Annotated in this window: 28 protein-coding genes; 10 read left to right on the forward strand and 18 right to left on the reverse strand. The window is 64.3% G+C overall.

Features of this window, described 5'->3' with window-relative positions:
- Positions 1 to 14: 14 nt before the first annotated feature.
- The 9 genes from A9D60_RS23885 to metG form a co-directional block, all read right to left on the reverse strand.
- On the reverse strand, positions 15 to 1,010 hold the full coding sequence (locus A9D60_RS23885; RefSeq protein WP_065269891.1) for an imelysin family protein: 996 nt from the start codon (positions 1,008 to 1,010) through the stop codon (positions 15 to 17).
- The gene (locus A9D60_RS23890; RefSeq protein WP_065269892.1) at positions 1,010 to 2,539 is read right to left on the reverse strand and encodes a di-heme oxidoreductase family protein; all 1,530 of its coding nucleotides are present in this window, start codon (positions 2,537 to 2,539) and stop codon (positions 1,010 to 1,012) included. Before A9D60_RS23890 ends, A9D60_RS23885 begins: the two co-directional genes overlap by 1 nt.
- The gene (gene bfr, locus A9D60_RS23895) at positions 2,529 to 3,017 is read right to left on the reverse strand and encodes a bacterioferritin (protein ID WP_065269893.1); all 489 of its coding nucleotides are present in this window, start codon (positions 3,015 to 3,017) and stop codon (positions 2,529 to 2,531) included. The genes A9D60_RS23890 and bfr overlap by 11 nt, the downstream gene beginning before the upstream one ends.
- Complete coding sequence (locus A9D60_RS25810; protein WP_083194349.1) at positions 2,965 to 3,258, reverse strand: (2Fe-2S)-binding protein; 294 nt, start codon at positions 3,256 to 3,258, stop codon at positions 2,965 to 2,967. The genes bfr and A9D60_RS25810 overlap by 53 nt, the downstream gene beginning before the upstream one ends.
- Positions 3,259 to 3,453: 195 nt before the next feature.
- Complete coding sequence (locus A9D60_RS23900) at positions 3,454 to 4,722, reverse strand: imelysin family protein (protein ID WP_065269894.1); 1,269 nt, start codon at positions 4,720 to 4,722, stop codon at positions 3,454 to 3,456.
- 27 nt (positions 4,723 to 4,749) lie between these two features.
- A complete protein-coding gene (locus A9D60_RS23905; RefSeq protein WP_065269895.1) occupies positions 4,750 to 5,229 on the reverse strand; it encodes a hypothetical protein in 480 nt (159 codons plus the stop codon).
- Entirely contained in the window at positions 5,226 to 5,396 is a 171-nt protein-coding gene (hemP, locus tag A9D60_RS23910) for a hemin uptake protein HemP (protein WP_019297511.1), read from the reverse strand. Before hemP ends, A9D60_RS23905 begins: the two co-directional genes overlap by 4 nt.
- Positions 5,393 to 5,560 carry a hypothetical protein gene (locus A9D60_RS26750; protein WP_175393028.1) on the reverse strand — a complete coding sequence of 56 codons (168 nt, stop codon included), beginning with the start codon at positions 5,558 to 5,560 and terminating at the stop codon, positions 5,393 to 5,395. The genes hemP and A9D60_RS26750 overlap by 4 nt, the downstream gene beginning before the upstream one ends.
- A 204-nt stretch (positions 5,561 to 5,764) precedes the next feature.
- Positions 5,765 to 7,483, reverse strand: coding sequence for a methionine--tRNA ligase (gene metG, locus A9D60_RS23915; RefSeq protein ID WP_175393029.1), 1,719 nt, complete (start codon positions 7,481 to 7,483; stop codon positions 5,765 to 5,767).
- Positions 7,484 to 7,717: 234 nt separating this feature from the next.
- Between metG and A9D60_RS23920 the strand changes: the two genes are divergently transcribed.
- On the forward strand, positions 7,718 to 8,470 hold the full coding sequence (locus tag A9D60_RS23920) for an OB-fold-containig protein (RefSeq protein ID WP_065269897.1): 753 nt from the start codon (positions 7,718 to 7,720) through the stop codon (positions 8,468 to 8,470).
- Positions 8,471 to 8,544: 74 nt separating this feature from the next.
- Positions 8,545 to 10,311 (forward strand): flotillin family protein, encoded by a 1,767-nt coding sequence (locus A9D60_RS23925; RefSeq protein WP_065269898.1) that lies wholly within the window; start codon positions 8,545 to 8,547, stop codon positions 10,309 to 10,311.
- Between the two features lie 133 nt (positions 10,312 to 10,444).
- On the opposite strand, the gene A9D60_RS23930 is transcribed toward A9D60_RS23925, so the two are convergent.
- From A9D60_RS23930 to A9D60_RS27440, 5 genes are all read right to left on the reverse strand, one after another.
- Positions 10,445 to 11,671, reverse strand: coding sequence for an MFS transporter (locus tag A9D60_RS23930; RefSeq protein WP_065269899.1), 1,227 nt, complete (start codon positions 11,669 to 11,671; stop codon positions 10,445 to 10,447).
- A gap of 104 nt (positions 11,672 to 11,775) precedes the next feature.
- Positions 11,776 to 12,351 carry a YceI family protein gene (locus tag A9D60_RS23935; protein WP_065269900.1) on the reverse strand — a complete coding sequence of 192 codons (576 nt, stop codon included), beginning with the start codon at positions 12,349 to 12,351 and terminating at the stop codon, positions 11,776 to 11,778.
- 193 nt (positions 12,352 to 12,544) lie between these two features.
- The gene (locus A9D60_RS23940; protein WP_065269901.1) at positions 12,545 to 13,270 is read right to left on the reverse strand and encodes an ImuA family protein; all 726 of its coding nucleotides are present in this window, start codon (positions 13,268 to 13,270) and stop codon (positions 12,545 to 12,547) included.
- Positions 13,271 to 13,356: 86 nt separating this feature from the next.
- Positions 13,357 to 13,758 (reverse strand): rhodanese-like domain-containing protein, encoded by a 402-nt coding sequence (locus A9D60_RS23945; RefSeq protein WP_065269902.1) that lies wholly within the window; start codon positions 13,756 to 13,758, stop codon positions 13,357 to 13,359.
- An 87-nt stretch (positions 13,759 to 13,845) separates the two neighbouring features.
- Positions 13,846 to 14,271 (reverse strand): rhodanese-like domain-containing protein, encoded by a 426-nt coding sequence (locus tag A9D60_RS27440; protein WP_083194350.1) that lies wholly within the window; start codon positions 14,269 to 14,271, stop codon positions 13,846 to 13,848.
- A 156-nt stretch (positions 14,272 to 14,427) separates the two neighbouring features.
- On the opposite strand from A9D60_RS27440, the gene A9D60_RS23955 reads away from it, so the two are divergent.
- Positions 14,428 to 15,471, forward strand: coding sequence for an aldo/keto reductase (locus A9D60_RS23955; protein WP_065269903.1), 1,044 nt, complete (start codon positions 14,428 to 14,430; stop codon positions 15,469 to 15,471).
- Between the two features lie 218 nt (positions 15,472 to 15,689).
- Here A9D60_RS23955 and A9D60_RS23960 read toward each other — a convergent pair whose 3' ends face one another.
- Positions 15,690 to 16,673, reverse strand: a complete 984-nt coding sequence (locus A9D60_RS23960; RefSeq protein WP_065269904.1) for a GlxA family transcriptional regulator — start codon at positions 16,671 to 16,673, stop codon at positions 15,690 to 15,692.
- 133 nt (positions 16,674 to 16,806) lie between these two features.
- On the opposite strand from A9D60_RS23960, the gene A9D60_RS23965 reads away from it, so the two are divergent.
- The 4 genes from A9D60_RS23965 (at position 16,807) to A9D60_RS23980 (ending at position 20,565) form a co-directional block, all read left to right on the forward strand.
- Positions 16,807 to 17,724 carry a 3-keto-5-aminohexanoate cleavage protein gene (locus tag A9D60_RS23965; RefSeq protein ID WP_065269905.1) on the forward strand — a complete coding sequence of 306 codons (918 nt, stop codon included), beginning with the start codon at positions 16,807 to 16,809 and terminating at the stop codon, positions 17,722 to 17,724.
- A gap of 108 nt (positions 17,725 to 17,832) precedes the next feature.
- Complete coding sequence (locus A9D60_RS23970; protein ID WP_065269906.1) at positions 17,833 to 18,174, forward strand: hypothetical protein; 342 nt, start codon at positions 17,833 to 17,835, stop codon at positions 18,172 to 18,174.
- A 148-nt stretch (positions 18,175 to 18,322) separates the two neighbouring features.
- Positions 18,323 to 19,795, forward strand: coding sequence for a carnitine 3-dehydrogenase (locus tag A9D60_RS23975; protein WP_065269907.1), 1,473 nt, complete (start codon positions 18,323 to 18,325; stop codon positions 19,793 to 19,795).
- 11 nt (positions 19,796 to 19,806) lie between these two features.
- A complete protein-coding gene (locus A9D60_RS23980; RefSeq protein WP_175393030.1) occupies positions 19,807 to 20,565 on the forward strand; it encodes an SDR family oxidoreductase in 759 nt (252 codons plus the stop codon).
- Between the two features lie 207 nt (positions 20,566 to 20,772).
- Here the strand turns inward: A9D60_RS23980 and A9D60_RS23985 are convergent, their stop codons facing one another.
- A complete protein-coding gene (locus A9D60_RS23985) occupies positions 20,773 to 21,633 on the reverse strand; it encodes a helix-turn-helix domain-containing protein (protein WP_065269909.1) in 861 nt (286 codons plus the stop codon).
- Positions 21,634 to 21,747: 114 nt separating this feature from the next.
- On the opposite strand from A9D60_RS23985, the gene A9D60_RS23990 reads away from it, so the two are divergent.
- The 3 genes from A9D60_RS23990 to A9D60_RS24000 are packed head-to-tail and all read left to right on the forward strand — an operon-like array spanning position 21,748 to position 23,782.
- Positions 21,748 to 21,954, forward strand: a complete 207-nt coding sequence (locus tag A9D60_RS23990) for a DUF2061 domain-containing protein (protein WP_065269910.1) — start codon at positions 21,748 to 21,750, stop codon at positions 21,952 to 21,954.
- A complete protein-coding gene (locus A9D60_RS23995) occupies positions 21,947 to 22,861 on the forward strand; it encodes a fatty acid desaturase (protein ID WP_065269911.1) in 915 nt (304 codons plus the stop codon). The genes A9D60_RS23990 and A9D60_RS23995 overlap by 8 nt, the downstream gene beginning before the upstream one ends.
- Positions 22,862 to 22,879: 18 nt before the next feature.
- Complete coding sequence (locus tag A9D60_RS24000; RefSeq protein WP_065269912.1) at positions 22,880 to 23,782, forward strand: EamA family transporter; 903 nt, start codon at positions 22,880 to 22,882, stop codon at positions 23,780 to 23,782.
- A 92-nt stretch (positions 23,783 to 23,874) separates the two neighbouring features.
- Here the strand turns inward: A9D60_RS24000 and A9D60_RS24005 are convergent, their stop codons facing one another.
- Positions 23,875 to 24,606: an NUDIX hydrolase gene (locus A9D60_RS24005; protein ID WP_065269913.1), complete on the reverse strand. Its 732-nt coding sequence runs from the start codon at positions 24,604 to 24,606 to the stop codon at positions 23,875 to 23,877.
- A 4-nt stretch (positions 24,607 to 24,610) separates the two neighbouring features.
- A partial coding sequence (locus A9D60_RS24010) for a DUF983 domain-containing protein (protein ID WP_065269914.1) occupies positions 24,611 to 24,940 on the reverse strand: 330 nt, incomplete at its 5' end.

Genomic DNA, 24,940 nt, shown 5'->3' on the forward strand with positions numbered 1-24,940 from the left:
TCTGCGCCTTTCGTTCAGTCGCCGTCGAGCGAGTTGAAACCCGCTGCCACTCCAAGCGATGGTCCAAGCCGCTCCGATACAAGCGTGCGGAGGTCCTTTACCTGCTGGCGCAGGGCCTCGATCCGGATACGGGTGGCGGGGTCGGCGACGCCTTCAAAAATTGGGTCGTCCAGGGCTTCGGCGCGGTGGCGGATGGTTTTAAACCCGCGGGCAAGGTCCGCCTTCAACGCGGCATCGCCCTGTGCCAAGGCCAGCGCGAGCGGCTCCATCGCGTTCAGCGATACCAGCATATGGCGCAGGCTGCGCCCCGAGCGGCGGGCCTCGGCGCGGCTGGGGTGCGGCTTGTCAAAAGTGCCCAGCGGGCGGCCCAGCCGCATGTCGTCCAGCACCTGCAACCCGGTGGTGAGCGCTTTCAGCAGCTCCTGGGTGATTTCATCCTCGCTGCGGTAGCGGCTGGCCGGTGCGCGCATTTCGCCTGCATAGTTTTCTGCCCAGTCCCAGCTGATGGCCTGCGCAGTGGAGGCAATGTCCGTGCTGATAGCGCGTGTCAGGGTGCAGCGGTAGTCCGGGCTGCCTGCGGCGGAGAGGTCCGGGTCGTAGAGCAGGTATTCCAGCGCATAGAAGCCGCGGGCAGCGATGGAATACCCGGCGAAAGTTGCCGCGTCGGTGATGCCGGCGTCCTCGCTGCGGATCAGACTGGCCAGCGCCTTGGGCGTCTTGCTGCGGCTGTCGGGCCAGAACGCCAGCGCAAAGGCGCGGCTGTCCGTTTCCGTCGGTCCAAAGCGGTAGTGGCTGGCGGCAATCCAGGCGTCGAAGGCCTCGCCGTAAGCCGCGCGCAGGGCTTCGGATCGTGGCCTGCAATCGGCCTTGGCTGTGTCCGCCAGCGCTGCCGTGTCTATTGCCAGCTCCGCAAACGCCGGAAGGATCAGCTGATCGGTGATGCTGCTGGACAAGTCGGAGGCCGCAGCGGGAGCGGCAGCCAGGGTCAGGGCAAGGGCAAGGGCGCGCATCAGAGGCTTTCCAGAAAGGTGATAAGGGCAGCGCGGTCCTGCGGTGCGAGGTCCACGACACGGTTCTTAGCCGCTTCCGCCTCGCCGCTGTGCCACAGGATGGCTTCCAATAGGGTGCGGGCGCGGCCGTCATGCAGGAAGGCGGCACGGGGCGAGACCTGCTGCGTCAGTCCAATCCCCCAAAGCGGTGCGGTGCGCCATTCGCGGCCCGTGGCGCGGCCCTCGGGGCGGTTGTCGGCTAGGCCCTCCCCCATATCGTGCAGCAGCAGGTCGCTGTACGGCCAGATCAGCTGGAAGCTTTGCTCCGGCCGGTCTTCCAGCCGGTGGGTCACGTATTTCGGCACATGGCAGGACGCGCAGCCGCTGTCGTAGAACACCTGCTTGCCGCGCAGCACTTGCGGGTCTGCAGTGTTGCGGCGGGCGGGCACGCCGAGGTTGCGGCTGTAGAAAGTCACCAGATCCATATTGGGCTGGTCGATCTCGGTTTCACGGGAATCACCGCCGCCATGCGGGGCGGATTGGCAGGCCGTTTGCAGATCCGTGCATTCGCCGGCATGGGCCGGAAACAACGGGGTGGAGATGCCGATGTCCCCGGAAAACGCGCCTGCGGATTGTTCATGCACGGTTGGCGAGCCGGCTTTCAGCCCGAAACGGCCAAGCATGATTTGCTCAAACTCCCGCGACCAGACCAGATTGGCACGGCCTGAAATGCCGTCGCCGTCGGCGTCATACTCGTCCGCATGGGTCAGAATGTCGACGGCGGGGATCGCCTCCAACAGACCAAGGCCGAACATCGGCGGTGCGACGCGGGGCGACAGCATGGCGCCCTCTGCCAGCGGCCCATAGCCGAGGCTGGCCGCGGAATAGCTGGGGCGCCGCAGGGTGGCGGTCTCGCCGCCGTTCAGGGCGACCTCGAATTCCTCGTATTCAACCTGCAACTTGTACTCCGGCGTGATGCCGGGAGCTGAGAAATCCTGCAGCTGGCTGCCATAGGTCGGATCCGGTGCGGTGCCGATGTAGTCGCTGATCTCCTGCATCTCCGGCGGCACCGGGCCGGGGATGGAAATCCGCAGGAACATGCTTGTTGAACTATAGTCCGGCTGTTCCGGCACATGGCCGCGACCGTCCTTCAGGTGGCAGCGCTGGCAGGAACGGGCATTGTAAAGCGGGCCGAGCCCGTCCGAGGCCTTGGTGGAGGCGGGCGAGAACACCCAGATTTTCTTGAACAGCCCGTTGCCGAGCTTGAATTCCAGTTCCTGCTCGAAGGAGAGGTTAGCGGAATGCTGCGAGAATGCCTCGTCATCCGAACGGGCGCGCACCGTGGCCGCCCCTGCGGGCAGGTCCTCAAACGGCTCAGGCGCCGAGAAATCCGTGGCGGGCGCAACTGCACCGGCAATCCGGGCGCGTTCGGCATCGGTGCGGGGAAGGGGGGAGAGGTGCGGCTCTGCCTGGTACCGGCTGGCCAAGTCAAGCGCAGCAAGGGGTGTGGCCGCCGCAAGTGCGGCAGCCAGCGCAAAGTTAGTCTTCAACCTCTGCCATCTTGGTGGCGTTGAGCTGGGCATAGTTTTCGGCACCGATCCGGTCGTGCAGTTCAAGCTGCGTTTCGAGGAAATCGATATGGCCTTCTTCGTCCGCCATCAGCTCTTCGAACAGCTTCTGGGATACATAGTCGCCTGCCTTGTTGCAGGCGTCGCGGGCTTCCTTGTAGAGCGCACGGGCGTCCACTTCGGCGGCAAGGTCGCATTCGAGGGTTTCTTTGGGCGTCTGGCCAATCCGCAGCGGGTCAAGCTTCTGCAGGTTCGGGTGGCCGCCCAGGAACAAAATCCTTTCAATCAATTTGTCCGCGTGCTGCATCTCCTCGATGCTTTCCTCGCGGCTTTTCTTGGCCATGCTGCCCAGGCCCCAATCGTCCTGCAGCCGGTAATGCAGCCAGTACTGGCTGACCGCCGTCAACTCATGCCGCAGAGCCTTGTTCAGATAGTCGATAACCTTGGCGTCGCCCTTCATTATTCTTCTCCCGAATTGGTCCAGCGCGTAAATTCGCAAGCTGCGCAGGTACTTCCAGCTTACTGCTGGCACGCATGGTGTCGAGGAAAAGCGGCATGCAGCCGCCGCAGTCGGCGGCTTTGCCAAGGGCGTGATAGATCTTGCCGGGCGTAATTATCGTTTCAGGATCAGCACTTCGCATCCAATCAATGGCGGCGCGGATGTCGTGATCCGAGATCTGTGTGCAGTGGCAAACGATCATTCTGCCCGGTCCTTGCCTGCTGGCCTTAATAAGCCAAGTGATTCCGTTGGGAAATGTATCTGACAAAAATAGTGGGGTTTCAAGATTTTTCCCGACTGAAATGCTTGGGAAAGCGGAGGCGGTGTTCCACGGGCCGAGCCGTTAAATTAACGGGCCGCAGAAACTGCGGCCCGCCACTGCTCGAAGTCTTGGATCTTACTCGAAGACTGCCGAGGGATTATCCAGGCTGTCGGAGCCTTCGATAGCCACACCGCTCAGATCCAGCGTGGAGACCACACGCTCGATGGAACGTGTCTGGTCGATCAGCCCGTTGACACCGCCCATCACCAGCGCTTCTCCAGCTGCGTTGCCCTGGGCCAGCATCTGGTCATAGGAGAGGCCTGCCTCAGCTGCGGTTTTGATACGGCCGAGCGCCAGCATGGTGGTGGACAGCTTGCCGCGCATCTCGGCGTCGAGGTCCGCGTCCTTGGCAGCAACCAGGTCGGACAGAGACGCGCCGGAAACCAGCTCGCCGTTCACCCGCACGTATTCGCCCAGATAGACGTTCTGCACGCCCAAACCGTCATAGTAGTGGCTGTTGTGGGTGTTGTCGGAGAAGCAGTCGTGCTCTTCCTCCGGGTCGTTCAGCATCAGGCCCAGGCGCATCCGCTCACCCGCCTGCTCGCCATAAGACAAGGAGCCCATGCCGGTCAGCATCGCGGTGATGCCTGCGTCCTCGTCCGCCAGCAGTGCGGTGCGGGCCTCGCCGGCTTCGCCCCACTGCGCGGCGATCCACTCCAGGTCGGAGATCAGCAGATCGGTGGCCGCCTGCAGGTATTCGCCGCGGCGCTCGCAGTTGCCGCCGGTGCAGGCATCGCCCGCTGCGTAGTCGGTCCAGGGACGGTCGCCGGCGCCATGCTGGGTGCCTTTCAGGTCCTGGCCCCAGAGCAGGAATTCGATGGCGTGATAGCCAGTGGCGACGTTGGCTTCGACCCCGTCTGCCTCATGCAGGGCGCCTTCCAGCAGTTCCGGGGTGATCTTGGCGGCGTCGATTACCTTGCCGGACAGTTCAAAGCTCGGGTTGGCGATCACATTGAGCGCCGCCAGGGTGTTTTCGTCGCTCGGCCCGCCATAGGAGGCATCGACATAGTCGATCAGCCCTTCATCCAGCGGCCAGGCGTTCACCTTGCCTTCCCAGTCGTCGACGATGGCGTTGCCGAAACGGAATACCTCAGACTGCTGATAGGGAACGCGGGCGGCAATCCAGGCGGTGCGGGCGGCTTCGAGATTCTCTGCGGACGGTTCTGCGACCAGCGCGCCGACGGCGGCCTTGAGCACCTGCGCAGTGGCCAGGCTGTCCTGGTATTTGGCTTCGGCGATATTGGCGTAGTTGGTCAGCACCGCAGCCTTGTCGGCGGCAAAGGCAGTGGTTGCGCCAAAGGCGAGACCGGCAAGGGCAGTGCCCGTGAGAAACAGGGATTTCATCAGCTAAGTCCTTGGTTGCTTTAGAATTCAGTGAAGGGTGGCAGTTGCAGGCCGCGCGGGTTGCTGCGGCAGGTGCGGGTTCATGATCTGCTGCATCAGCAGCCCGCAGTCAGAAGCGAGCTTTGCCAGTTCCGGCGCTTTGCGCGGGGTGACGATCAGCGAGGCAAGCACATGGGCGTCGTCCTGCTGGCCTTCCGCGGCGGAGGCGAGCAGGTTGGCAAAGCAGTTTTCATCCGCGCCCAGGCAATTGCAGGTCATGCCGTGGCGCACCAGCGGGCGGCGGCCATGGGTGGCGCAGAAATTGCATAAGAAACCAAAAGCCTCAAAGGCGGCTTCCGCCATTTCCGGGCCGAAGTTCACTTCAAAATCACGGCGCATCTGAGCGCGGGTCTCATCGCCTGAAAACCAGTGGCGCAGATAGATCACCGCACCAGCCTCCAGCGGCGGCAGCTCTGACAGGGTGCCGACGGTCACGCCGCCGCGCGGATGGGAGGCGCCGCGGCTCATTTGGTCAGGATCAGCTTGCCCGCGCGGGTGATGCGCAGAGAATAGATCTGGCCGTTCAACAGGATACGGGCCTGGGTGCCGCCGCGGGTCAGGTCCTCGGCGTGATAGGTCGGGAACACCTCGGCGGTGGCCTCAGTGGGGACAGGTTTGGAAGTAATCTGGTTCATGACGTGCGCCCATCGCTGAATTCCGCCCTGTCCAGAAGCCATTCCAGACAAAAACCGGACAGCGCGCCGGATGGTGCAAAGACCTGCGGCCACAGTTGGCGCATGTCTTCGGACTCCGGTTCCTTGATGTCGGGGCCGCTGGGGCGGCGCGCACTGGTCGGCATGGGGGCGATCTCGGTTGATTGAATGTCACTCGGGCTCGCCCGATCCGAGTCAGGCTGGCTGGAATGCTGTATACCTGATTTATTTAGTCACCTATGTCAATCTGAGTTTTTTAGTCGGAAATAATTTTTTTGCGAAGGCAAGGGCATGGCAAACAAAAAAGCCGCCCAAGGGGGCGGCCTTTGAGTGCTTCCAAATGTGCTGTATCAGCTGCGGGTGCCGGAGAAACGCGCCTGCCACTCTTCGCGCTGCTCGTCGGTGATCTTGGCGAACAGCACCTCCGGCACGGTGAAGCCGTGGCCTGCGGGCAGGGCAGCGAGCGCCGCCGCCACATCCTCGGGCCAGCTGCGGTCGTCCGAGTTCAGCGCTGCCATCAGCGTGTCCGCGGCGTGCGGGATGAAGGGCGCCGACAGCACCGCGTACAGCCGGATCAGGTTCAGGCCCAGGCGAACCTGCGCGGCGGCGCGTTCGGGGTCTTCCTTGAACACCGACCAGGGGGCGGCGGACTGCAGGTATTCATTGCCGGCCACCCAGATCGCCCGCAGCTCCTGCGCCGACTTGCGGACCTCCATCGCCTCCATGTGGCCTTCATAGGCGCGGATGCGGGTGGTCAGCTCGTCTATCAGCGCCTGCTCCTGTTCACCGTATTCGCCGCCTGTCGGAACCTCCTCGCCGAACTTGGAGCGGCAGAATTTGGTGATACGGGAAACGAAGTTGCCCAGAACGTCGGCCAAGTCCTTGTTCACAGACTGCTGGAAATTCTCCCAGGTGAATTCGGAATCGCTGCTTTCCGGCGCATGGGACAGCAGCCACCAGCGCCAATAGTCCGCAGGCAGGATCTCCAGCGCCTGATCCATGAACACGCCGCGGCCCTGCGAGGTCGAGAACTGGCCGCCGTCATAGTTCAGGTAGTTGAAGCTCTTCAGGTGATCGACCATCTTCCACGGCTCGCCCGAGCCCAGAATGGTGGCCGGGAACGACAGGGTGTGGAAGGGGACATTGTCCTTGCCCATGAACTGGACGTATTTGACGTCCTCTGCACCCTTGTCGGTGCGCCACCAGCGCTGCCAGTCGGCGTCGGACTTGCCGTTGGCATCAGCCCATTCGCGGGATGCGGCGATATATTCGATAGGTGCGTCGAACCAGACATAGAAAACCTTGCCTTCCATACCGGGCCAGTCCGCGTCACCCTTTTTGACCGGCACGCCCCAGTCCAGGTCGCGGGTAATGCCGCGGTCCTGCAGCCCGTCGCCGTCGTGCAGCCACTTCTTGGCAATCGAGGTGGTCAGAACCGGCCAGTCGTTCTTGGAATCGATCCAGGCGTCCAGCTGATCTTTCAGCTGCGACTGGCACAGATACAGGTGCTTGGTCTCGCGCACTTCCAGATCGGTGGAACCGGAAACGGCCGAGCGCGGGTTGATCAGGTCGGTCGGGTCCAGCTGCTTGGTGCATTCCTCGCACTGGTCGCCGCGGGCCTTCTCGTAGCCGCAGTTGGGGCAGGTGCCTTCGATATAGCGGTCGGGCAGGAAACGGCCGTCGGCATTGGAGTAGACCTGTTTCTCGGTCACTTCGCGGATCAGCCCGGCCTCGGCCAGTTTGCCTGCGAAGTGCTGGGTCAGAGCGTGGTTCTGCGGGCTGGAAGACCGGCCGAAGTGATCGAACGACAGGGCAAAGCCTTTGGCGATCTCTGCCTGGGTCTCATGCATTGCAGCGCAGTATTCCGCCACCGGCTGGTTGGCCTTGGCCGCGGCCAGTTCCGCCGGGGTGCCGTGTTCATCTGTGGCGCAGAGGAACATCACCTCATTGCCGCGTCCGCGCTGGAACCGGGCATAAAGGTCGGCCGGCAGCTGGCTGCCCACCAGGTTGCCCAGATGCTTGATCCCGTTGATGTAGGGGATTGCCGAAGTGATCAGAATGCGTGCCATGCCATCCATCCAGGTAATACGTCAAAGGCCCGTCTAACGCATGGCGCAGGCGGCGGGAACCCCGCCAGCAGAATTCGCTGGAAATAAGAGGCGTGCGTGCAGTTCATGCTTGAACTGCAATCCGGGCTGGCGCACTCAGGAGTTGTGAAACTCTGTCTTAAGCCCTTGAAAGCTCACAAGAGCGTTACCATATGATTTGTATACCACGGCATACATTTGAAAGGCATTCCATAGGTGTTCGACTTCCTGCTTGATGGCGCGTTTGCGCCGTTTTCCCTTGCGCTCGCCCTGCTGGGCGGTCTGGCGGTTCTGGAACTTGCGGCTTTGCTGCTTGGCGGCAGTCTGGTCGGCGCTGATGGCGAAGCGGGGCTTGATGCGGCTGACGGTGCAGAGATCGGCGGGTTCCCGGATTTTGGCGACCTGGGCGCAGATGCCGCCGCGGACGCTTTGGGTGATCTTGGAGACATCGGCCTCGCGGATATCGACGGGGCAGAAGCGCCAGGCAATGCCGGGGCTGCAGATGCTTCGGGCAGCCTGGCATCCTGGCTGGGCCTGGGGCGGATGCCGGCGCTGATCTGGCTGGCAGCATTGCTGATGGGCTTCGGCCTGAGCGGCATCGGCTTGCAGATGGTGCTGAAGTCCTATTTGGGTTCTGCCGCACCTGCCTGGATGGCGGGACTGCCCGCGGGTGCCTTTGGTCTGTGGTTTGCACGCGCCTTTGGCGGGATCTTTGCCAGGGCCTTGCCGCAAACCGAGACAGAGGCGCTGTCGGAGCGCAGCCTGGGCCGCCGCCGGGGGGTGATCACCCAGGGAACCGCTGCCGCGGGGCGCCCGGCCGAGGTACGCGTCATGGATGGCTACGGCAACGCTCATTACCTGCGCGCCGAACCCTTCGCTGCAGGCGAGGAACTGGCCCAGGGCACTGAAGTGCTGGTGATGCGCGACCGCCGCAAGGACCGCTTTGTGCTGATCGCACTGTCTGAATAATCCGCCGGACTGGTCCGTCCGGTTCACAGAAACCAACAAACACTGAAATCCTATTATCCAAGGAGGTATTCCGCATGGAATTTCAATTCATGCTCATTGTGGTGGTGAGTGCTCTTGTCTTTCTTCTGGTCTTCGGCCTGGTTCTGGGCCGGCTTTACAAACGGTCGTCCCGCGAGATCAGCCTGGTGCGGACCGGTGCCAACGGAAAGAAGGTCATCATGGATGGCGGCGTGCTGGTGGTGCCGCTGCTGCATGAGGTGAGCCCGGTCAACATGAAGACTCTGCGTCTTGAGGTGCAACGCAACAATGACGGCGCGCTGATCACCAAAGACCGGATGCGCGTTGATGTCGGCGTCGAATTCTATGTCTCCGTCATGGCGACGGTTGAGGGCATTGCCCGCGCCGCGCAGACACTGGGCGACCGCACATTCGACGTGGAGCAGCTGCGCGAGATGATCGAGGGCAAGCTGGTTGACGGCCTGCGGGCTGTGGCAGCGCAGATGACCATGGACGGGCTGCACGAAAACCGTGCCGACTTCGTGCAGGAGGTGCAGAATGCCGTGTCCGAGGACCTACTGAAGAACGGCCTGTCGCTGGAATCCGTTTCGCTGACCGCGCTGGACCAGACCCCGTTTGAGGCACTGGATGAAAACAACGCCTTTAACGCGGTGGGCATGCGCAAGCTGGCTGAGGTGATTGCCACCTCCAAGAAGGAGCGCGCGCAGATTGACGCCGAGGCCGAGGTTGCGGTGCGCCGTGCGGCGATGGAGGCGGAGCGCCAGCGCTTGGCTATCGAACAGGACGAAGAGCAGGCCAAGATTGAGCAGGCCAAGCAGGTCGAGACCATGAAGGCGGCGCAGGAGGCGGAGATCGCCCAGCGGCGAGAGGACTCGATGCGCGAGACCGAACGCGCCCGGATTGCCCGCGAGGAGGCGATCCGTTCGGCGGATATTGCCCGCGAAGCCAAGATCCGCGACGCCGAGATCGCCAAGGAACGCGCGGTCCGCGAGGCTGAGATTGCCAAGGAGCGCGAACTGGAAGTGGCCGAACAGGAGCGCCAGATCATCATTGCGCAGAAGTCCGAGGAGGAAAGCCGCGCGCGGGCGTCTGCCGACCTGGCACGGGCCGAGGCAACCAAGGCAACCGAAGCGGTGGCAACCGCCCGCCAGGTGGCCGAGGCCGAGCGTCTGAAGCAGATTACCCTTATCGAGGCCACCCGCGAAGCGGAACGTCAGGCAACCGGCATCCGCCTGGCTGCGCAGGCCGAGAAAGAAGCCGCCGCCGACCGCGCCGAAGCCCGCCGCGAGGAAGCACAAGCAGAGGCGGACGCGCTCAATATCCGGGCCGAGGCCAAGAAAAACGACATGCTGGCTGAAGCGGAAGGCAAGCGGGCCATTGTTGACGCCGAAAACGCCCTGTCGGGTGAACTGATCCGGATGAAGGTCGACCTGGCGCGGATTGAGGCGATGCCTGCGATCATCAGCGAGATGGTGAAGCCGGCAGAGAAGATTGACTCGATCAAGATTCACCAGGTTGGCGGCATCGGAGCCGGTGTCCCCTATACCGCCGCAGGTGCCGGGACCGGCGCAGAGAAGCCGGTGGTGAACCAGGCGCTGGATTCGATCATGGGCATGGCAGTTCAGATGCCCGCGCTGAAGAAGCTGGGCGAGGAACTGGGTCTGTCGATGGAAAACGGTGTCAGCGGCATTGCCAGCCAGGCGCTGGGGGTGGAGGCAGACGATACCGAAGCCGCGGACGTGCCGCTGCTGAATGGTGCTGCGGCTGAACCAGCGGCAGAAGTGGCGGCTGAATCAGCAGAAACCGCCGCTTCTCAGGGTTGACTGGCAGCCGCCAGCAGGAGCAAGGAGGCCGGAGTTTTCCGGCCTCTTTTTTATGTGTAAACAGATCCTTAAAGGGTCATAGATGCTGCCCGAATGTTTCGCGCGCGAAACATTCGGACATCAATGCTGACCTTTATTTCCGCCCCTCGCGCGAGCGTTTCAGCAGACGCCCGATGGTGAAGGAGGTGCGCGGTGAATAGACATAGCTGGTACGCTCCTCCGGCACCGGGCGGGCGCGCATCCGGTTGAGGCCGAAGACGATCAGCAGCAGATGGCCGCAGGCAACATAGGCAAACAGCGCCGTCGGCCCGAAACTGTCGATCAGTGCCGAGGAGACATAGGGCGAGGCGATGGCGCCAAGCGCGTACCAGAACATCAGCGCCGCTGACAGCTCGACCCGTTCGGCAGAGGTGGCAAAGTCGTTGGCGTGGGCGGCAGAGACAGAGAAGATCGGGAAGGTGGTGAAGCCGAAGAAACCGGCCGCCAGCATCACGCCCAGGGTGCCGGTGCCGCTGACGGCGATGGTGACAGAGCTGCTGACGATGGCGGCGGCCGACAGCCAGATCAGCACCCAGCGGCGGTCGTATTTATCGGCCAGCCAGCCCAGCGGGTATTGCGCCAGCGCGCCGCCCAGTACGAAGGCCGCCAGGAAGAAGGCGATCTGGCCGACTGCTAGCCCGACCTCCTGGCCGTAGACCGGGCCGACCATCCGGAAGGAGGCGGAGCTGAGCGCCGAGACGATCACACCCGCCACCGCCAGCGGCGAGCAGCGCCAGGCCAGCTTGGGGCGCAGGCGCGGGGCGTCGGGGGTTTCCGGCTGGCTGGCCTTGGTCAGGGTCAGCGGCAACAGCGCCGCACAGCACAGGATAGCCAGCAGGTTATAGGAGACATAGGCCGCAGGCGGCAGCACCGCGATGATCAGCTGCGCGGTCAGCGAGGCGCCCATGTCGGCCAACCTGTAGGTGCCCATGGCCCGGCCGCGGGTCTCATTGGTGACCTTGGCGTTGAGCCAGGCCTCGATCACCGTGTAGCAGCCCGCGACGCAAAGACCGGAGGCGATCCGCATCGCCGCCCAAGCATAGGGGTTTTCGGTCAGCGTGTGGCCCAGCAGCCCGATGGCGCCAAGCGCGGTGAAGGCGGCAAAGGCGCGGGAATGGCCGACATTGCCCATCAGCCGCGGCGCCCACCAGCAGCCGATGAAGAAGCCGAAGAAATGCCCCGAGCCGAGGAGGCCGATCTGTTCTTTACTGAAGTTCAGCGTCAGGCCGGAGATCGCATCGAGCGGGCCGACGCCCCCCGTGGACAGCTGCAGCATGATGACGGAAAGGAAGAGGGCGGCAAGGGAGACGATCAGGCGCATAACGGCCTGACCATGACAGGCTGGTGCAGCATTGCCAGCCGTTTTCCGCCAAAGCCATGTCGTATTTTTGCGCGGCGGTGTTTTTCGGCACCGGGGCGGCGGTATTAGTCCGCGCGGCGGATGCGGGCCTTGATGGTGAGGCGGACGCGGTCGGCAACCAGATCCGCGTAACCGGTGGCGCCGAAGGCGGCGCGGCTGAGCTGGCCGGACAACTGCACGTCCAGTTCGCTGAGGTCATCCGGGGCGCTGCCGGGGCGGCGGTAGAGCGCAGCCTGCAGGGTCAGCGGGCGGGTGGCTCCGCGCAGGGTAAGCTCTCCCTCGATCGCGGCACCGCCCGAGATCCGCCCGTCCGGCCCGAGCCGGACACGGGTGGAGCGGAAGCGGATTTGCGGGTGACGGGCAGTGTTGAGGACACCAGGGCTTTTCAGCGCTTCGGTGGCAAAGACCAGCCCGGTGCGGGCGCGGCGGGCGTCGAGCGTGATATCGGCCTGGCTGCGGGCCAGGCTCTGCGGGTCGATGCGGATGCGGGCCTTGGAGACCGGAATGCGCCCGTGCTGCGGCTGGCCGCTGAGCAGGAAGGTGAACCGCACATCGGTGGCCTCTGGCACCAGCTGGTATGCCAGGGGCGCTGCATGCAGCCCTTGCGGCGCCAGCATCACAGCGCTGATGCCGGCGAGCATTTTACGCCGCTGCAGTCCGTTTATGTCCAAGTTTGGTTTCCTTTGCCGGAGCTTGGTGCAGGCAGAGTGTAGCCGGATCTGCCGGGGAGGGCTGCTCACTTTCGCGCGTGCCGCCGTGAAACGCGGCAAAAGGGGAGCGCTCCCGCCAGGCTGCGGCTTCTGGCAAAGCCTCTGCCTGTTGGGCCCAATGCCGCTAGGGCAGCGCTGGCGCAGCCAGCGGCGGCTGCGGCAGCGGGAGAGCCCGGGAAACCGCAGGGCGTGCGGTCTGCTGGCGGTCCGTGCCGGCCGGCAGCGGGGCGGCCAGCAGAGAACCGCCCGCGCAGGCCCGGGTGATCTGCCAGCTGCGGGGCGGCAGGGTGCGGGCGCGCAGGCGCTGCAAGGTCCAGCACAGGCGGCTGCCCGCCGGGCTGCTGCCGGGCAGGCTGCTGGAGGGGCAGGGCGCATGGGCCAAGTGCCAGCGGCTTTCGATGCCTTGGGCGCCGCCATGGCCCGGGGTCAGCAGCAGGCCCAGCGGCGGCGGCCCGAAGCTGCCGCCAGCCTCCGCCGCCAGATGCAGCCGACGCACCGGGGTCATGGCAGGGGGCTCTGCCAGCTCTGCCACCACCAGCGCCGCGCCGCCGCCGCGCAGGGCTTCCTCCATCGCCCAGAGCAGATCCTCTGCCCGGGCGGTTTGCACGAACAGGAACCGGGCCGGACTGGCATAATCCGCTATCCCGTCCGGGTTCAGCGGCCTGCCGGCCTGGGGCTGGGACAGCCACAGCACGGGTCCCTGGGCCGCACCCGCCAGCCACAGCGCGAAACTGTGGCGGGCGGGGCCGCAGGCCTCATGCACGCGGGCCCGTTCCAGCGCCACCCCCTCTGTCAGGGGCAGCGCCGGGCGGGGCTTTTGGCTGCGGCGGGAAAGCAAGTGAGTCGGCATGCCGCCAAACTAGCATGTTCGCTATTTGTTCTCAATCGGGCAAAGCGGCCGTCGCGGCCCTTTGCCTCCGTTCTGCGCTGCGGGGCTCAACCCTCGCGCGGGACCACCGGGCCGCCCTGTTTGGCCCATTCGGTAAAGCCGCCCTCCAGATGCACCACCGGTTTCAGCCCCATCTCCATCGCTGCCCTGGCGCTGAGGGCAGAGCGCCAGGCGCTGGCGCAGTAAAACACATAGGTCTTGTCCTGGTTGAACACCGGCTTGTGATAGGGGCTGTCCGGGTCGATCCAGAATTCCAGCATCCCGCGCGGGCAGGAGAACGCGCCGGGGATCATGCCGCTGCGCTGCAGTTCGCGGATGTCGCGCAAGTCGATGAAGACGAAATCTTCATCCAGCACCTTCTGCTTGGCCTCCTCGACGCTCATGGTTTCCACGAGGCTGTTTGCCTCCGCCATCAGCGCCTTGACGCCCTTGGTGATCTGTTGCGGCATTCTGTGCTCTCCCGGAGTGATACGGGAGTCAGGCTGCCGCGATTTGCGCCAGGGTGCAAGCGGCCGGGGGGGCATAGGGTCCTGACCCTAGTGAACCCGCTGCAGATCAAACGCGGCCACGCTGCCGCCGCCAGCGAGCCAGGCATCCATCCCGCCATCAAGAAAGAAAACCTGCCGCAGGCCCATGTGCCGCGCGCTTTCGGCAGCCTCGGAGGCGTGCTGGCCGCTGCTGCAGCAGAAAACAAAAACCTTGTTACTGGCAGGAGCAGGGCCGCTGATTGGGCTGTCAGGGTCGATCCACAGATCCATCAGCCCATGGGGGCAGGGAAAGGCGCCGGGGATGATCCCCGTTCTTTTCATCTCCTGAACCATCCGCAGGTCAACAAAGACAGCTTCGCCGCGGGCATGGAGCTGCCGCGCCTCTGCAGCTGGCAACCGCGGCGCAAGCGCGGCAGCTTCATTGGAGGGGCCATTTTTGTACTCAAACACTGTAATCGTCATCGGCCACTCCATGTTTTTCAATTTGCGGCAAATTTGAGTGTATCACATTTTAAGGGAATCTCTTTCTGGTTGTTTCGGGATGGTTAACGCTGGTCCATGGGCGGGCGGGCTTGCACTTGCCGCCCTGCCGGTTAGGGTCGCGGGCAGATCCGGAAGAGGGGAAACGAGATGAAGATGAACCCGTTGGGCCGCACCGGCATGAAGGTGTCGGAGTTGTGCCTGGGAACGATGACATTCGGCACCCAGACGCCGGAGGACGAGGCCCATGCGCAGATTGAAATGGCTCTGGCCAATGGCGTGAACTTTGTCGACACCGCCGAGATGTACCCGGTGAACCCGGTCAGTGCAGAGACCCTGGGCAACAGCGAGCGTATCATCGGCAACTGGAACGAAAAGACCGGACGCCGGGGCGACTACATCCTGGCGACCAAACATTCCGGCGAGGGGATGAAACATGTGCGCGACGGGGCGCCGATTTCCTCCAAGACCATCGCGCCGACCATCGAGGCTTCACTGAAGCGGCTGAAGACGGACTACATCGACCTCTACCAGTTTCACTGGCCGAACCGGGGCAGCTACATGTTCCGGCAGAACTGGACCTATGACCCCTCCGGCCAGAACCGAGGGGAGACGCTGGCCAATATGGAGGACTGCCTGGAGGCGCTGCAGCGAGAGGTCGACCGCGGCACCATCCGCGCCTTCGGCCTGTCCAATGAAAGCGCCTGGGGCACCGCGCAATGGCTGCGGATTTCTGAGGAAAGAGGCTGGCCGCGGGTGGCCTCAATCCAGAATGAATACTCGCTGGTCTGCCGGATGTACGACACCGACCTGGCTGAGCTGAGCGTCAACGAGGACGTCGGCCTGATGGCATTTTCGCCGCTGGGCACCGGATTGCTGACCGGGAAATACCAGGACGGGGCGGTGCCGGAAGGCTCGCGCAAAGCCATCAACCCGGAACTGGGCGGGCGGCATAGCCCAAGGGTCTATGATGCGGTGGCGGCCTATCTGGAGATTGCGGGGCGGCACAGGCTGGACCCGGTGCATATGGCGCTGGCCTGGTGCCGGACGCGGCCTTTCATGGCCTCGGCGATCTTTGGCGCCACCCGTCTGGCGCAGCTGAAGCATCTTCTGCAATCGGTGGAGCTAGAGCTGAGCCAGCAGGTGCTGGACGAAATCAACGCAGCCCACCGGGCACACCCGATGCCCTACTAAAAAGGGGAGGCTCCCGCCCGGCCTGCGGGCATTGACATGCCCTGGGCCAGTTGGGCCGGGCGCTGCTGCGCAGCGCGGAAGGTTTTGCTGAGAAGCGTTCAGGGGCAGGTCTGCCCCTGAAGCGCGTTTGCAAGTGTGTTCAAGGATTGCGCGTCAAGGGTGAACGGTGCTGCGCACCGCCGCTGCGCGGCCCTTGACCCGCGGGACCGGGGCGCCGGTCAATGCGCCGTCGGGCGGGCCTGTTCCTGGCGAAGGTCACGGGCAGAGGTGCCGTGCGCGGTGCGGAAGGCGCGGGCGAAGCTCGACTGCGAGGTGAATCCGGTGGCCATTGCCACCTCCATCAGCGGCATCGCGGTGTCGGTCACCAGGCGGCGGGCCTCGGCCAGGCGCAGCTGCAGGTAGTGGTCCTGCGGCGTGGTGTTGAGCTTGAGCCGGAACTGCTGCTGCAGGCTGCGCGGGCTGGTGCCCAGCGTCTCGGCGATCTGCGCCAGCGGCAGCGGCTCATCCAGCGAGGCCTCCATCAGCGCATTGGCCTTGGCGGTCAGGGCGCTGTGGCCGCGGTTGCCCAGGCGGCTTTGCGGCCGCGGCAGCGCGGCGGGGCCGTCGAACAGGAACAGCCCGGCCACGCGGGAGGCAAAGCCTGCGCCGTGGCGGGCGCTGATGATGTGCAGCATCATCTCGATCGCGGGTGTGGCGCCGCCGGAGGTCATACGGGCCTCAGACACGGTGAAGCGGTCGTTGCGGGCGTCCACGTCGGGGAAGCGGGCGGAGAAGTTTTCCAGATCTTCCCAGTGGGTGGTGGCGGGGTGGCCGTCCAGCAGCCCGGCCTCAGCCATCAGCCAGGGGCCGCCGTCGATGCCTGCAATCGTGGCGCCGGTGGCGGCGATGCGGCGCAGGCCGGCCAGCAGGCTGGGGGTGGCATGGCGCGCCAGCTGGAAGCCCGCGACAATGATCAGCAGCTCGCAGCCCTGCAGCCGGGCCAGCGGGAAGCTGGGCACGGTGAGGCCGCTGGTCAGCATCGGAGGCTCAGGCGTGGCGCTGACGTAATCCCAGTCAAAGGCGGCCCGCCCGGCCAGCCGGTTGGCGGCGCGCATCGGGTCCACCGCAGCGGCAAAGGACAGCGTGTTGCATTCATCCAGAACCAGTACCGCTGTCTTGAGCGGCCGGTTCTCGGGCTGCAGGATGTTTTTTGCGGATTTCATCAACTTCGATTCGCCTGGTGTAAACTGTGCCGCAAAAGGCTGCGGCAGAGTCGTCTGCAACGCAAATCGGAATCTGGGGAGGAGCCTGGGGATAACCCGTGGCAAAACCCTGTACATCGAAGGGAAAAGAAAAATGCCTCTGGAAATGAACCGGGACGTCTTCATCACCTGTGCCGTGACCGGCTCCGGCGGCACCCAGGACCGCAGCCCGCATGTGCCGCGATCGCCCAAGCAAATTGCCGACAGCGCCATCGCCGCGGCCAAGGCCGGCGCTGCTGTAGTGCATTGCCATGTGCGTGATCCGGAGACCGGGGCGCCGAGCCGCCGGCTGGATCTTTACCGCGAAGTGACGGACAGGATCCGCGATGCCGAGGTGGACGTGGTGCTGAACCTGACCGCGGGCATGGGCGGTGACATGGTGTTTGGCGACACCGAGAACCCGCTGCCGCTGAAAGAAGCGGGCACCGACATGGTGGGGGCGACGGAGCGCGTTGCCCATGTGGCGGAGTGCCTGCCGGAAATCTGCACCCTCGACTGCGGCACCATGAATTTTGCCGAGGCCGACTACGTCATGACCAACACGCCGGGCATGCTGCGGGCAATGGGACAGATGATGACCGATCTGGGCGTGAAGCCGGAGATTGAGGCGTTTGATACCGGCCACCTGTGGTTTGCCAAGCAACTGGTAAAAGAGGGAATTCTGGAGCCGAACGCATTGGTGCAGCTGTGCATGGGGGTGCCGTGGGGCGCGCCGGATGACCTCAACACCTTTATGGCGATGGTCAATAACGTGCCGGACGACTGGACTTTCTCGGCCTTCTCGCTGGGGCGCAACCAGATGGCCTATGCGGCGCAGTCGGTGCTTGCGGGCGGCAATGTGCGGGTCGGGCTGGAGGACAACCTGTGGCTCGACAAGGGGGTGCTGGCCGAAAACTGGCAGCTGGTCGAGCGGGCCAATACCATCGTGTCGAACATGGGCGCGCGGGTGATCGGGCCGCAGGAAGTGCGTGAGAAACTGGGTCTGACCAAGCGCGCGCCGGCGGCGAAGTAAGCGGGTTTTCAGGGGGGTGCCCTGCGTGCACCCCCTGTACACCCCCTGTGCACCGGGGGGTGGCAATTCAAGGTTGAAGCCCGAGCGGGAAGAGGATTACTTGAGTGAATGATATTCCTGATGCTCTTTTCAATCTGCGCCGCTTCGATTTTTTCGCTTGCAGCGTTCCTGCAATCAGAGGCTGCCTGGTGGAAAGGGTTTCTGGCAGCGGCGATGCTGTTCCTGGCCGGTTTTGGTATCGCGATGGGGATATCCGAAGAGCTTTTGGAAAACACTATCCTGCCGCCCGTCGCAGGGTTGGTATGGGCGGCTTGGGTCGGTGCCGCGGTCATTGGTCTGGGGTCAATTCTTGCTCTCGTTCTGCGGAAGTTCCTGTCCCCAGGCCGGATTGCTGGTGCTGCCTTCCTTTGCGGTTTCCCGGTGTTCAGCGTCCTGCCGTTCCTGATCTGAAGCGGAGCGCTGTGCACGCGTGCAGCGCGTTTTCAAACAATGAAAATCAAAGCTGTCCGCTTGCTCGCGGGCGGGGACGTCGTGTGCGCCTAGCCGGCGCTATGTGCTCGTGCAGTTCACGAGCCAATGACTTTTGGAGAAAGAAACGATGAAAACAGCAGCAATCATCGGCGGCGGGGTAATTGGCGGCGGCTGGGCCGCGCGGTTCCTTTTGAACGGCTGGAACGTGCGGGTGTTCGACCCGGACCCGGAAGCAGAGCGCAAGATCGGCGAAGTGCTGGGCAATGCCCGCCGCAGCTTGCCCGGCCTTGGCAATGTGGCACTGCCTGCGGAGGGCAGCCTGACCTTCCATGCAACTATCGCGGAGGCCGTTGAGGGTGCCGAGTGGGTGCAGGAGAGCGTGCCGGAGCGGCTGGATCTGAAGCAGAAGGTCTACGCAGAGCTGCAGGCGCATTGCGCGCCGGATGCGGTGATCGGCTCCTCCACCTCTGGTTTCAAGCCCTCGCAGCTGCAGGACGGGCGCGAGAACCCCGGCCAGATCGTGGTCGCGCATCCGTTCAATCCGGTCTACCTGCTGCCGCTGGCGGAGCTGGTCACGACGGAGGCCAACCCGGCCGGTGTGATCGACCGCGCCAAGGAGATCATCACCGCCATCGGCATGTATCCCCTGCACCTGAAGAAGGAAATCGACGCCCATGTGGCCGACCGTTTCCTGGAAGCGGTCTGGCGCGAGGCACTGTGGCTGGTCAAGGACGGCATCGCCACCACTGAGGAAATCGACAACGCGATCCGCTACGGCTTTGGTATCCGCTGGGCGCAGATGGGCCTGTTCGAGACCTACCGCGTGGCCGGTGGTGAAGCGGGCATGAAGCACTTCATGGCGCAATTCGGCCCCTGCCTCAGCTGGCCCTGGACCAAGCTGATGGATGTGCCGGAATTCACCGATGAACTGGTGGACCTGATCGCGGGCCAGTCGGATGAACAGTCCGGCCAGTACTCGATCCGTGAGCTGGAACGGCACCGGGACGACAACCTGGTCGGCATGATGCGGGCGCTGGGCAACAACAACTGGGGCGCGGGTGCGCTGCAGAACGCCCATGACTTGAACCGCGAGGGCGAGGCCGGGCTGGTGCGTGCGATCGAGGACTTGGAGGACCTGAGCCAGCCGGTGCTGACCCAGAGCCGCGTGGTGCCGCTGGACTGGACCGACTACAACGGCCATATGACCGAGAGCCGCTATCTGGATGCCTTTGCGCAGTCCACCGACCGGCTGATGATGATCATCGGCTGCGATGCGGACTATATCGCCAACGGCGGCAGCTACTTCACTGCCGAGACCCATATCCGCCATATCGACGAGGTGCACGCGGGCGATCCGATCCAGGTGCGCACCCGGGTGATCATGGGCGCGGGCAAGAAGATGCACCTTTGGCATGAGATGTATTCGGGCGAGCGGCTGCTGGCGACAGGGGAGCACATGCTGCTGCATGTGGACCTGAAGACCCGCCGTTCGGCGCCGCCTGCGCCGCATATCGAGGCCAATCTGGTCAAGCTGGCAGAGGCCCATGCGGCGCTGGCGGCACCTGAGGGTCTGGGCCGGGCCATCGGGGCGCCGCGGTGAGCGCTGAAGGGATGCGCCGGGTTTTGGTCACTGCCGGCGGGTCTGGAATTGGCCGTGCGATGGCCGAGGGCTTTGCCGCCGCCGGCCATCAGGTCTGGGTCACGGATGTGAGCGCGGTTGCGCTGGCGGACGTGCCGGAAGGCTGGCGGACAACGGCGGTGGATGCCACCGATGAGGCGGGCGTCAGGGCGTTGTTTGCGGAGATCGCTGACGTTTGGGGCGGGCTCGATGTGCTCTGTGCCAATGCAGGGATCGCCGGACCGACGGCGCTGATCGAGGACATTGCGCTGGAGGACTGGCGCAAATGCGTGAGCGTCAATCTGGAGGGGTGTTTTCTGGCCGCCAAATACGCAGCACCCATGATGAAGGCGGCCAAGGGTGGGTCGATCATCGTGACCTCCTCAACAGCCGGGCAGTACGGTTACCCGAACCGGGCGCCTTATTGCTCCGCCAAATGGGCAGTTATCGGGCTGATGAAGACGCTGGCGATGGAGCTGGGGCCGTTTGGCATCCGCGCCAATGTGATCTGCCCCGGCGCGGTGGAAGGCCCGCGGATGGAGGGCGTCTTGGAGCGCGAGGCCGCGGCGAAGGGTATGACCCGGGATGAGGTCTATGCGGGCTATGCCTCCGGCACCTCGATGGGGCGGTTTGTCGAGGCCAGCGACATTGCCAATATGGCGGTGTTTCTGGGGTCGGACGCGGCGCGGCTGGTGTCAGGGCAGGTGATTGCCGTCGACGGCCATACAGAAAACCCGGACCCGAAAGTGTGAAGTCTGGATGGTGGGCGGAATCGCCCACCCAACTGAAAACTGGTTTGCACGGCCGACAGGCCGGGCAGCGCCCGTCCCGCCCCGTCAAACCGGAGGTTTGCCTCCGGCAAAACGGGGCGGGCGCTTCGCTTCCCACCCCGCCGGGCCGGGCGCCGCCCTTAGTGGCATTGCGGCGTAGGGCGGCAATTTGCCCACCAACTGGGCGTGTCAGGAAATCGCCGCCTTGAGCGCCCGCAGCCGCCCTGGCAATTGCCGGGCGGTGATGTCGGCCTCGCGCACAAGATTGTCGAAATGGCTGGTGAAGGTGGCGATCCGCTCCTTGTCGCGGAAGGCAAGGTAATGGGTCCCCGCGTAGAACACGCACAAGAGCGGGCCGAAGATGGTGATCGGTGAGGAATACAGCCGCTTGGCATCAAACAGGTAGATGCGCAGGCGGGGGTAGAGCTGCTCGCAGAGGCGTTCGAACTGGTCAAGCTGCTCCAGCCGGATCTCCAACGGCAAGCCCTCGTAGTAGCCGACGGCATGGGCAAAGCTGTCGAGCTCATAAAGCGGCAGGGCGATTTCATAATCTGACGGCGATTGGCGCATCCAGGTGAGGCGGTCCTCTGAGGCGCCGATGGCCTGGCCTGCGGTGCGGCCTAAGTGGGGTGAATATTCCCACTCCAGCAGCGCGCGGGTTTTCAGCATGTCGGGGAGCGCAGCGGGAACGTGGCGGATCTTGTAGCCCTCGGCCTCCTGGTGCCAGTCGAAGATCTTTTCATCCACCAGCGCGCGCGGGGCCTCGGAGAGGGTGAGGCTGGAGGCCAGCAGCTCGGCGGCGCTTTCGGGGCGGTCCGACAGGCTGAGGAGCCAGTCGGCGGAGACCCCGAGGGCGCCGGCGCAGGCGCCGACCACATGGGCGTTCGGCAGCCGCGCGCCTTCATCCGTCAGCAGCTGCGAGATGGTGGAGCGGTCAACGCCGATGGCGCGGGCCAGGGCGCTTTGGCTGAGGCCGCTGCCGCGCAGGGCCTTGTTCAATCTTTGCCGGAACTGCTCTGCCCGCACCCGTTTGTCGATATTTTCTATCATGTGTTTTGAAATATCACGAATGGTGGATTTTGTTAACTGCATTCGGAATTCTGCACAGGCGGCGGCTGCGGTAGTTTGGAAACAAGCACTTAGCAGAACTTAACCGGAGGCAGAATGGAAACGCGCAGGCGCTCAATTGTAAAGGCGGTGATCTGGAACCTGCTCGGCCTGGCAATGATGACCTTGGTGGGGCTGGTTGCCACCGGGTCGGTCAAGGCAGGCGGGATGATGGCGCTGGTCAACACGGCGATCGGGTTCACTGTCTACCTTTTCTACGAGCGCGCCTGGGCCAAGATCAGCTGGGGGCGCAGCCATGTCTGAGCGGTGCAGCGAATATATGCCGCGGGGCGTGGAATGGGGCACCCTGGCGCTGATCCTTGCCTGCCACGGCGGCTGGCTGGCGGCACTGTGGCTGCTGCCTGGGGTCGGCCTGCTGCTGACGGTGCTGGCGCTGGGCGTGATGGCGGCGCTGCATTCCTCGCTGACCCATGAGGCGCTGCACGGGCATCCGTTCCGAAGCCGCTGGCTGAATGAAGCGCTGATGTTCTTTCCGCTGAGCCTGGCAATTCCTTACGGCCGGTTCCGCGACACCCATCTGGCGCATCACGAAGATGAGGCGCTGACCGACCCCTATGACGATCCGGAGAGCAATTTCCAGGATCCGGGCGTCTGGGCGCGCTTGCCTGCCTGGCGCAAGGCGCTCTTGCGGGTGAACAACACGCTGCTGGGCAGGGTGGTGCTGGGGCCGCTGTTTGGGCAGCTCTGCTTCATGGCGGGCGACTGGCGGCTGGCGCGCCGTGGCGAGCCGGGCATTGTCCGCGACTGGGCGCTGCATACCGTTGGCCTGGCGGTGGTGATCTGGGTGGTGCTGCAGTCGCCGGCGCCGTTGTGGACGGCGGTTGCCGGGGCTTATTTGGGGCTCGGCCTGCTGAAGATCCGCACCTTCCTGGAGCACCGCGCGCATGAGACTGCCCGCGGCCGCACCGTGGTTATCGAGGACAGGGGGCCGCTGGCCCTGCTGTTCCTGAACAACAACCTGCATATCGTGCACCACATGCATCCGGGCGTGCCCTGGCATGCGCTGCCGCGGCTGTACCAGGCGCGCCGGGCGGAGTTCCTGGCGGCCAATGACGGCTATATCTACCGCAACTACCTGCAGATTTTCCGCAACTACCTGCTGCGGGCCAAGGACCCGGTGCCGCATCCGCTCTGGCAGCAGGGGGAATAAGGGCGCATAAGCGGGGGCATGTTTGCCTGGATCCCCGTTTCCATAGCCGCTGCCAGCTTTCAGACCGTGCGCTTCATGCTGCAGAAGGTCCTGAGCAGCGTGACGCTGTCGCCGGGCGGAGCCACCTTCGCCCGGTTTGTCTATTCCGCGCCCTTCATCCTAGCCGGGCTGGCCACCTACCTGATGGTGTCGGGGCGGAGCCTGCCGGAACTGGGCGCGAAATTCTGGATGTTTGCCGCCATTGGCGGCACCGCGCAGATCCTGGCCACCGTCTGCGTGGTGGCCCTGTTCAAGCAGCGCAATTTCGCGGTCGGCATCACCTTCAAGAAGACCGAAGTGATCCAGACCGCCATCGTCGGGCTGGCGGTGCTGGGCGATCCGGTCAGCCTTGGCGGCTGGGTTGCGATCCTGATCGGGCTGACCGCCGTGCTGGTGCTGTCCAAGACCCCGGATGCGGCAGGGCCCTGGTGGCGGCATCTGACCAACCGGGCGTCGCAGCTGGGGCTTGGGTCGGGGGTGCTGTTTGCCTTTTCCGCAGTCAGCTATCGCGGGGCATCGCTGCAGCTGGGTGAACTGGAGCCGATGTTCCGCGCGGGCGTGACGCTGGCCGCTGTTGTCAGCCTGCAGACGATGTTCATGCTGGTGTGGCTGGGACTGCGCGAAAAGGGCGAGATTGCCCGGGTCTGGCAGGCGCGCAAAGTTGCGGTCTGGGTTGGGCTGACCAGCATGGGCGGATCGTTCTGCTGGTTCTGGGCCTTCACCCTGCAAAACGCCGCCTATGTGAAGGCGGTGGGGCAGGTGGAGCTGCTCTTGTCGCTGCTGGCCTCTGTGCTGTTCTTCAAGGAAAAGGTCACGGGCCGCGAATTGGCGGGCATGGGGCTGCTGGTGGTGTCGATCCTGGTGCTGGTTCTGGCCCTTTGAGGCATGGCGCCTGCGGCAGGGCGGCCGGAATTATGCGATAATTCCGGCTCGGAAAACACGTGTTTCCGGGACGTTTCCCGCGCCGGGAAACGTTACCCGTCGGCGGGCATCGGGTAGCCCTTGAGGCGCAGGAACAGGCTGGCCTCGTCGTTGTTGTGGAAATAGGGCACGCTCTGCGGCGGCTCGGCGTCGCGGACGCGGGCGGTGACTTCGGCCAGCACCACCTCTGTGATGAAGGGCAGATCGAAACTGCGCACCTGGCTGAGCGGGATCCACTGCAGGTGCGACAGCTCATCCGCGGCGCGGGAGAAATCATCGAGATCGCCGGTGATCTGGTCGGCATCGACCAGAAAGAAGCGCGCATCGAACCGGCGCGGGCGGCCCGGCGGGGTCAGGGCGCGGAACACGAACTGCATATCTTTGGCCGACGGCAAATGGCCGGTGGCTGCAAACTCCTGCCAGTCTTCGGGGATGTCACCCTGCCAGTCGCCTTTCTCACCCAGGATCAGGCCGGTTTCCTCCCACAGCTCGCGCACCGCGGCGACGGCGAGGGCGTGGTGCGCGTCTGCGGGCGATTTGTCTGCCAACCGTTCCTGGCAGACCGGGGAAATCGGCGAGGCCAGCGGAATGTCCGCATCCGCCATATCCACCGCGCCGCCCGGGAAGACGAATTTGTTGGGCATGAAGGCAGCCTTGGCGCCGCGCTGGCCCATCAGCACCTGCGGGTCATCGGACATCCGGCCGCGCATGGCGATCACCGTGGCCGCATTGCGGATCGCGGTCTTGTCGGTTGTGGTCTCGCCGCTGAGATAAGTCTCGCTCATGGTGTTATTGCCCTTGTCCAGCCGGGGTGTCCTTGCCAAAGCCGTGCATCCGCCGCGCCCATTGGTAGGCTATGACGATCCCCTTCATCCGCGGCAGAAGATAGAGGGAAGAGGCAAGGCAGCCAATCGAGAATACCGTGAACATCACCAATGGCTCCGGCCGCCATGAGAAATAGACCACATGCATCAGCGGTGCCATGATGTGGCCGACGATCAGGATGGTGAGGTAGGCCGGGCCGTCATCTGCGCGGGCATGGGTCAGGTCGAGGCCGCAGTTGCTGCAGCGCGTGTTCACCTTGAGGTAGGAGTGCAGCAGCTTGCCCTGGCCGCACTC

The sequence above is a fragment of the Leisingera sp. JC1 genome (assembly GCF_001679925.1).
Taxonomy (GTDB): domain Bacteria; phylum Pseudomonadota; class Alphaproteobacteria; order Rhodobacterales; family Rhodobacteraceae; genus Leisingera.